Source organism: Streptomyces phytophilus, assembly GCF_013870535.1.
Classification (GTDB): domain Bacteria; phylum Actinomycetota; class Actinomycetes; order Streptomycetales; family Streptomycetaceae; genus Streptomyces; species Streptomyces phytophilus.
Window position 1 is genome coordinate 1 of sequence record NZ_JACBXC010001521.1, and the last position, 1,289, is coordinate 1,289.

A 1,289-nucleotide genomic window follows, 5' to 3' on the forward strand; every position below is an offset into this window, starting at 1 on the left:
CTTCTTGTAGCCGCGCATGCTCTCGTACAGCGGGGTGCCCAGTGCCACGACGGCCACCGCGCCGGCGAGCTGGAGAATGTGCCGGATCCAGTCGATGCCCTTGGTGTCGTCCACGCCGATCCCCGAGGCCACGGCATTGCCGATGATGGCCCCGATGATCCCGAAGACGGTGGTCAGCCAGAGGGGGATGGCCTGCTTGCCGGGCAGGATGGCCCGGGCGATGACGCCCAGGATCAGCCCCAGGATGATGGCCCACAGCCAGCTCATGTCGCCTCCTAGTGCGGCGGGATCCGCCTGCCGTGCCAGTTTCGTGTGGCGGGCCAGGTGGTGCATTCCGGCCAGGGCCGTTCGAGGTATGGGGCGGTATGTCCGGCCCCGGCCTCGAAGACCTGCACGTCCCGGCGTACCTTGGGGACGTACCCGGTTCAGGGGGTGGAACGTGAAGAGGAAGCGCCACGGCGATGCCGACGTGTTCAGGATCACCGGCGCGCGGCAGAGCCTGGACGACGACGTGCGCGCGCGGCAGCGGCGGTACGTGATCTCCATGGGGGTCCGGGCCGTCTCGGTGGTGGCCGCCGCGCTGCTCTGGAACGTCGAGCGGCATATCGCGGTCGTCGCGCTCGTTCTCGGCATGTTCATCCCGTACTTCGCCGTGGTCATCGCGAACGCGGGCCGGGAGAACGTCCGTTCGCTTCCCTCGGCCTTCGCCGTCGCGCCGCAGCGCGCGGTGATCGCCCCGCCGCCGCGGACCGCCCGGAAGGCCGACACGCCAGGTGAACCGGCCGCGGCCCGGACCGAGTCGACGACCAGCGATAGCGCTCCGCCGACCGTTTGATCACCAAGAGTGCAAGCTCAGAAAAACCTCAAATCAAATATGCCGATCCGGTGCCGGGCGCACCTCCTCGCGTGACATACTTCGTACGCGCTCCGCATCCCCCGTCGGAGCGACGGACCGACGCCGGGCAGCTCCCCCCGTGGCTGCCCGGCGTCGCCCCTTTTCCGGGACGTAGGCTGGGGCCTCGTGAACACCGCCGACCCCGCTCTCATCTGCTCCGCCAAGGGCTGCCGTACGCCCGCGGTGTGGGTGCTCGCCTGGAACAACCCGAAGCTGCACACGCCGGAGCGCCGCAAGACGTGGCTCGCGTGCGAGGAACACCGCGAATACCTGAGCCGCTTTCTGGGCGTACGCGACTTCCTCAAGGACGTCGTCACGCTGGCGGACTGGCAGGAGGCGCAGAAGGGCGCGGAAAAGGACGCCGACGGGGAAAGCGGGCCGGATCCGGCCCGCG

General features: G+C 69.4%; 3 protein-coding genes. 2 read left to right on the top strand and 1 reads right to left on the bottom strand.

Annotated elements, in window-relative coordinates:
* On the bottom strand, positions 1 to 267 hold a 267-nt coding region (locus H5J30_RS33910), incomplete at its 3' end, for a GlsB/YeaQ/YmgE family stress response membrane protein (protein WP_181791640.1).
* Positions 268 to 439: 172 nt separating this feature from the next.
* Between H5J30_RS33910 and H5J30_RS33915 the strand changes: the two genes are divergently transcribed.
* Together H5J30_RS33915 and H5J30_RS33920 are read left to right on the top strand one after the other, a co-directional pair.
* Positions 440 to 835: a DUF3099 domain-containing protein gene (locus tag H5J30_RS33915; RefSeq protein ID WP_181791642.1), complete on the top strand. Its 396-nt coding sequence runs from the start codon at positions 440 to 442 to the stop codon at positions 833 to 835.
* Between the two features lie 186 nt (positions 836 to 1,021).
* Positions 1,022 to 1,289: hypothetical protein (locus H5J30_RS33920; protein ID WP_309505714.1), on the top strand; the 268-nt coding region annotated here is incomplete at its 3' end.